We start from the raw sequence: 5,778 nt of genomic DNA, 5'->3' as shown, positions 1-5,778 counted from the left end.
GGCTACCGCGTAGCACCTGCTGGGCTGCTCCTTGGCGTCCAAGACAAAGCGCAGCGGCGAGAAGCGGCCGCTGGCATTCACTGTGGCGATCAGGAACTTGCTGCTCCAGGTCGGCCGCCCGTGTATCGGCGTCATGTTCTGCATCAGCACTAGCGGTGAGAGGCGCATGCGCCCGGCGATCTCCAGGGCGATCAAGCTGTTGGCCAGCCCCTGCTGCCCTTGGTACTCCTTGGGCACAAGGGTGGAGGAGCACAAGGCTTTGGCCATGCGCTGGGCGGCGTCAAAGGCGGCGATGCCGCTGAACACCTGCAGGGTGTCCGCTTGCACCGCCAGCGCGGAAGCGGAGACGGAACTGGAGGGCGCCTCGGCGCCGCTCACAAGGGTGGAGTTGCTCATTAGAAGAGGTCAATGGAATCCAGATCAATTCCTTCGCTTTCGGGAAGGCTAAAGCTGCTGGGCGCAGGACGGAAGGCCTGGCGGCCGTGGCTGGGCCAGCTGCCACTGGCCTGGCAAGCGGCGATCCGCTGGAAGGCCTCCTCCCGTCGCTGCAGCCCCGTCTGCAGGTCCTGCCCATCGAAGATCAGCAGGCTGCAGTCGATCGCCGCGGCCGGATCGCTCGGCCACTCGAAGGCGATCACCCCGGTTTCGACCGGTTCAGTGCCGCAACGGTCCTGCTGGCCCAGGGCCAGATGGGCGATCTGCAGGTCGTAGGCCAGATCCTTTGCCTGCCAGTAGAAGCGGCGCGGCACGGCGCTGCGCGTCTTCTTTAGATCGAACAGGCGGCCGTCGCTAGTGACCACATCCGGCAGGCAGCGGCAGGGCCGGCCCGCTTCGTCCTGCCAGAAGTGGGGCTGCTGGCTGGCCGCTGGGTCCAGGGTCGCCAGCACCTCCCCCACCACTGGATCTGCATGGAGCGCATCGCGGATGCGCAGGGCCTGCTCCACCATCTCGTGGCTCACCGGCGTCAGTCCGGCTGCCTCGGCCTCGGCGCAGTTGGCGGCACCGGCCTTGGTGTTGCGGGCAATCGATTTGAACGCCGCAAAGCGCTCCTCGATGCGGAACGGTGGGGTGAGTAGGGCATCGACTAGATCCCCCTTGACCATGTCCGCCGAGGGCACGAACGGCGCCGCTTCTGGCCCAAAGCGCTGCCACCAGGCCCGCATCGTGCCGGTGACCGCCGCCTTAAGGGCAGTGGGAGACCAGGCGGGATGGCGGTGGTAGTCAGTTAGCGAGAGGTTGCTCATGGGCTCTCCTCCTGGCCGTGGCCGAGAACGAGCCGCCTTGCCTCCAGCAGTGACGGGCACAGGCCTGAGTCAATACCGCCGCCGCGGCAGTGCAGCAGGGTGGCCACGTAGCCGCCGCAAGCGCTCTGGCGGAAACTGATGGCGATGCCGTGGCCGGCGAGGGCCGCGAGGGATTCAGCTGTGATGGCCGGCCAGTGCTGCTGCCAGTTGGCAAGGGCAGCAGAGAAGGCGGCCTGGATCAAGGTGTAGTGCTCCAGCTCGGAGCGAGGAGGATCCTGGTGGGCCAGGCCATCAGGGGACCTGGAATCGGTATCAGGAGAGCCGCGTTCGGCGCAATTCACAAGTCCTAGCAGGTTGACGCCAAAGCTACCCCTATTGCCACACTTTCGGGAACGCTAAAAGCAAGTATTCCGCCTGCGCATAATTACTGCTTTGTAGTGCTTGTCACGGCAGCAGCCTGGGTCCGCGTGCTGCCGCCTAGTTCAGGAGGCGCCGCTCTCCACCTCGGAGTCGAGCAGCTCCGGCGCCGCCTCTCGCACCCAGTCAGCGAGGGCCTGGCGGGCAATAGGCACGATGGCTGGTGCCAGCCGCTCGCCTGCAAACAGGGCGTTCTCGATCGCCTCTACCTGCTCCATCGGCAGATCACCGGCCTTGCGCAGCACCTGCATCGCTGCCGATACCGGGCGTGCGCCGACATGCTCCACAGCCCGCTCAAACAGGCTGCGCAGCTGCTTGGTCTCGATTTCCGCGTCGATCTCTTCTTGACGGGGCCAAAGCCCTGCCGGTCCCTCCAGTTTGCCGATGTAGCAGGCGAACCAGTCCTCAGCGCCCCAAAGGCGGCCGTCGGGGTGGCGGACAGGTTGGGCCCGTTGCACCCGATCGCGCAGGGTCCGGTCTTTGATCGGGCCCCGGTCCTCTAGGGCCAGGCACTCGTTGAGCACCCCTAGCTGGATGAAGGTGCTGGGCTGGGGCTGGTGGACCTTGCCGTTCTCCAGGTTCCCCCACTGGCCGCCGGCTACCCGCAAGGACCAGGGGATTAGGGCAGGACAAGCCTTGGCCCAATCCTGGGCAGTGGTCACCGACCAGTCGTTGCTGCGCCGCCAGTTGCGCAGAAACTTGCCGAACTGCACCCGGGCGGCATCAAGCTTGTGCTGAAGGCTCTGCACGGGGTTGCCGTTCGGGAACCCAGACTGTATGTCCCGCAGGTTTGCGAGCGGCAAATCTTTGCTGGCGTTTTGTGCAAACTTTTACGTTTTGGCCCCAATCGGGCTCGGGCACGACCGCCCGCCAGGACCAGGAACCCAGACCGTTGGCTTGTGACGACACCGGCCCTGAACTGCCAGGCCAGCGAAGCGGGAGCGCTCCTGATCCAACTGGCTAGGGCAGTCTCCCCTGGTCTGGAGGCTGCACCCCAGTTGCTCAGGCCCTTGTTGGGCGGCCGGCGGTAAGTGTGCCTGGTGTCGTTGAAAGGTCTGCCAGGCCTAAGCACAAGTTCTATATGTCAAGACCGCCGCTATGTGCACCCATAGACATGGATAAGGGCTGAGCAAACGGGCGAGCTGCTGATGGGCGAGCAACAGGAATCAGTGGTGGTGTCCATGCCGCACCTCGCGAGCCGAGAAGTATCCAGGAGCTATTGATTGAGTAGATTCGTGAGTTCTGGGCTTTCGGATCTGGGAATACTGTGTTTTGAAGTTAATAGATTATTAATTATTAAATGGTCTGCATTGTTGGGCCTATTTCCTATTGGCTTTGTGGCGCAGCTTCAGCCCCTGACTGCTTTGTGCTCGGCTTGGCTGCCCGGATTGGCCATGCATCTGCTCCTGATAGAGCGGTTCAGAAAGCTTGGTTACAAAACATATTCCGGACCGGTGTCGCAAGCAGGAACCTAAGGGGGTGTCTTATGATGTCGGAGGTTGTCATTTGTACCTTTCCTGTACCTTGTGAGACTCAGTCTTGTGAGCAAAACTATTATTACGCAGTCAAGATTGGCTTTTAACCGATTGGTCCTGAGTTCGAATCTCAGGCGACCCATCTTTGGCAACGACTGGGATCTCAGTCAAAAACCAAGTACTCAGCCAAGTACTCAGCAGGTTTTCTAGGTTCTGAGTCGGCTCAGTTCTTGTGCCTGAGACAGTCACACGGTGTCAGGCGGATCCAGCATGAGGCTGTTTTCTGTCCATAGGCACTAACCACAGCCCGGTCGTGTTCGCCGTCAGCCCGAACACCGCCACGTCGAGGCGCGACAGGTAATCCGTACCAGCGAAGCCGGTGTTGGCGGGGAATGACCCAGCTGTTCTTCAGCGTCCCCGCCAGCGGCATGGTGCCGAGCGCCAAATCTCCGATCTGGGAGGACGCTTTCTTCATCTGGCCGATGATCATCGGATTCACGTTCTCCGGCTTCCACTGCTTGCCCAGCTGAATGCCGAGATAGTTGAACGACTGCAGCAGCGCGTTGATCTGGCTGGCCGGCAGCGGGTTCTCATTCATGGCTGCCGAAATGATCGACCAGAACTGCAGAGGGTCGTCGAACTCCATGTGGCTGGTGGCTACCTCCGGCTTCAACTTCGAGACTTCGTAGCCGTAGGCGATGGGCTTCGGCGCAGCGCCACCCTTGTATTGCGAGAGCTGCCGGATACTCTCCCTTCCAGCTTGGTCCTACAAGGGCAAACTTGCCGTCCTTGTGTAGCCGGAGGCTCCGCCAGCCGGATAGGCGAAAGCGTTGGTCCACATGTCGACAATTTCGATCATGCAGGAGCGACCGCCGGAGTCGGGCGCGGTGAGGATGACGGGTTCGGCCCCAAGATCAGCAAAGCTAAAGCCATCGATCACATCGAAGTTCGGTGATACGAAGCCCGATTCAGTGGCCAATTGTGGCGTGGAGGTGTCCTCCATGCGCCACATGCTATTGGTTGGCGACTTGGGCTTGGGGCCAACGGCCATGGTGGAGTGCAGGCTGTACATGGCGACGAGCGGCGCACCGTAGGTCGCGGCCTGAACCGTCAAGGGATCAGTCCAGTCATCGATGGCCTTCGCCTTCTCTGGTGAGGCTTCCGGTTGTTTCGCCTGGACTGAGATCCTTGGCGCACCCATCGCAAAGCCTAATGCCATGGCCATCAAAGCCACGCTAAACTTCATTGCACCTGCGCTGAATGTCAAGCCCATGGGGAATGCAATTGATGCAATCCCGTTTGGCATTTTTAGAGTTGCCTGGAATTTGCAATCATTGCCTTGGTGATTGTCAGGTTTTCCCAATGCGCCAAGAAGTTGATTGCACGAGTTCTGGTTTGCTGCAGGTATGGTTCTCCTTGAAAACTGTCGGCCGAGATGAAGCGTTTTCTCTTGCTGTTGTCCTTCGCACTGACACCTGCGGCAATCGCCAGTCCCAATCCTTCGAGCCAGTCCAAGGCCGCTGATCAATCGGGCATCCCTGCGCCCTTTCTTCAACTCCTGACACTCGATCAGACCGTGACGGTCGATCAGGACTCCACCCCTGCGTCGTTGGTCCAGGCTTCGCCAGAGAGCGAGCAACGTGCATCGGATTCGGGCGATGGCAAATCGACAGAGGAAGCAGCGGCAGCACTTGCCAAGGCAGCACAGAATCCGATCGCCAACCTGATCAGTCTGCCCTTTCAGAACAACACCATTTTCGGTTACGGACCGCTGGGAAAGCGAACCCAGAATGTTCTCAACATTCAACCGGTCATACCGGTTCCACTCAGCAAGGATTTGCTGTTGGTCACCCGCACGATTGTTCCATTCATCTATCAACCCACTTCGGCATCAGGGAATACAGGTGAGTTTGGCCTTGGGGACATCAATCCCCAGTTTTATTTCAGCCCAAGAACCAACAGCAACATCACCTGGGGCCTCGGGCCTACATTTGTTCTTCCTACGGCCACACAGTCGCTCACCGGCCAGGGTAAATGGAGCGCAGGCCCAGCCGCTGTGGTGGTGGTCACCACCAAGCACATGGTCTTCGGCGCCGTCGGTAACAATGTCTGGTCGTTTGCCGGGGCCAGTGATCGCCAGTCGGTCAATCAGTTCCTGGTGCAGCCTTTCCTGAATTAGGGCCTCCTGAAAAAGCTATTGCTCGGGCCAGCCTCTGATCCAGAGATGCCTGCGCCGTGATCATCTCAGCATGTAGCCAAACTCAGTCCCGATGAAATGAGCGGCGTGGGGCGCCTCTCAGAGGCGATACATGCCATTAGCAAGCCTTGGAATATGGCAATCAATACAACAAGAAGCTCCAGGAGCTTCTCGAGGTTCATGACCAACAGATTCATGGCGATGGTGCAACCTGAGGTCTCGGCTAGCTTCTCACGAACGAGCCCAAGCCCGAAACGGCGCTTCCCTTGGCCGAACTTCCCCTCTACACCGTTGCGCCGCCTCTGATCATCTAGAGCAATCTTCTTCTCTGCAGCGACGAGATCAGGATCATTTTTTGGCCTGCCAAGACGCGGCCCGCTCAAGCGAATTCCATGCCTCATGCAAAAGGCGCGATTGGATCGTGTGCGATAGATCTGATCAGCAC

At 60.0% G+C, this 5,778-nt stretch carries 8 protein-coding genes and 1 pseudogene; 2 read left to right on the top strand and 7 right to left on the bottom strand.

Annotated elements, in window-relative coordinates:
- The 6 genes and pseudogenes from KBY78_RS15540 to KBY78_RS15515 all read right to left on the bottom strand — a co-directional run.
- A pseudogene (locus KBY78_RS15540) lies at positions 1-396 on the bottom strand (hypothetical protein); the annotation flags it as partial.
- On the bottom strand, positions 396-1,244 hold the full coding sequence (locus KBY78_RS15535; RefSeq protein WP_255144394.1) for a PD-(D/E)XK nuclease-like domain-containing protein: 849 nt from the start codon (positions 1,242-1,244) through the stop codon (positions 396-398). The gene KBY78_RS15535 and the pseudogene KBY78_RS15540, both read right to left, overlap by 1 nt.
- Positions 1,241-1,585 carry a hypothetical protein gene (locus tag KBY78_RS15530; RefSeq protein ID WP_255144393.1) on the bottom strand — a complete coding sequence of 115 codons (345 nt, stop codon included), beginning with the start codon at positions 1,583-1,585 and terminating at the stop codon, positions 1,241-1,243. The genes KBY78_RS15535 and KBY78_RS15530 overlap by 4 nt, the downstream gene beginning before the upstream one ends.
- A 141-nt stretch (positions 1,586-1,726) precedes the next feature.
- Positions 1,727-2,410: a hypothetical protein gene (locus tag KBY78_RS15525; protein ID WP_255017634.1), complete on the bottom strand. Its 684-nt coding sequence runs from the start codon at positions 2,408-2,410 to the stop codon at positions 1,727-1,729.
- Positions 2,411-3,359: 949 nt separating this feature from the next.
- Positions 3,360-3,782 (bottom strand): hypothetical protein, encoded by a 423-nt coding sequence (locus KBY78_RS15520; RefSeq protein WP_255144392.1) that lies wholly within the window; start codon positions 3,780-3,782, stop codon positions 3,360-3,362.
- A 120-nt stretch (positions 3,783-3,902) separates the two neighbouring features.
- A complete protein-coding gene (locus KBY78_RS15515) occupies positions 3,903-4,250 on the bottom strand; it encodes a DUF1254 domain-containing protein (RefSeq protein WP_255144391.1) in 348 nt (115 codons plus the stop codon).
- Between the two features lie 19 nt (positions 4,251-4,269).
- Here KBY78_RS15515 and KBY78_RS15510 point away from each other — a divergent pair, with 19 nt between their 5' ends.
- Together KBY78_RS15510 and KBY78_RS15505 are read left to right on the top strand one after the other, a co-directional pair.
- Positions 4,270-4,482: a hypothetical protein gene (locus tag KBY78_RS15510; protein ID WP_255144390.1), complete on the top strand. Its 213-nt coding sequence runs from the start codon at positions 4,270-4,272 to the stop codon at positions 4,480-4,482.
- An 89-nt stretch (positions 4,483-4,571) separates the two neighbouring features.
- Positions 4,572-5,315, top strand: a complete 744-nt coding sequence (locus KBY78_RS15505; protein WP_255144389.1) for a neuromedin U — start codon at positions 4,572-4,574, stop codon at positions 5,313-5,315.
- 65 nt (positions 5,316-5,380) lie between these two features.
- On the opposite strand, the gene KBY78_RS15500 is transcribed toward KBY78_RS15505, so the two are convergent.
- Positions 5,381-5,778 (bottom strand): transposase (locus KBY78_RS15500; RefSeq protein ID WP_255144388.1); only part of this gene is annotated, 398 nt, incomplete at its 5' end.

Source organism: Synechococcus sp. EJ6-Ellesmere (assembly GCF_024345875.1).
Classification (GTDB): domain Bacteria; phylum Cyanobacteriota; class Cyanobacteriia; order PCC-6307; family Cyanobiaceae; genus Regnicoccus_A; species Regnicoccus_A antarcticus.
Note: the sequence above shows the minus strand (reverse complement) of the source record. Positions and strands in the feature narration are given on the sequence as shown.

Coding starts and splice junctions, on each gene's coding strand:
- KBY78_RS15535 (WP_255144394.1), bottom strand. CDS start 1,244: ATGAGCAACCTCTCGCTAACTGACTACCACCGCCATCCCGCCTGGTCT.
- KBY78_RS15520 (WP_255144392.1), bottom strand. CDS start 3,782: ATGGAGTTCGACGACCCTCTGCAGTTCTGGTCGATCATTTCGGCAGCC.
- KBY78_RS15505 (WP_255144389.1), top strand. CDS start 4,572: ATGAAGCGTTTTCTCTTGCTGTTGTCCTTCGCACTGACACCTGCGGCA.
- KBY78_RS15510 (WP_255144390.1), top strand. CDS start 4,270: ATGGCCTTCGCCTTCTCTGGTGAGGCTTCCGGTTGTTTCGCCTGGACT.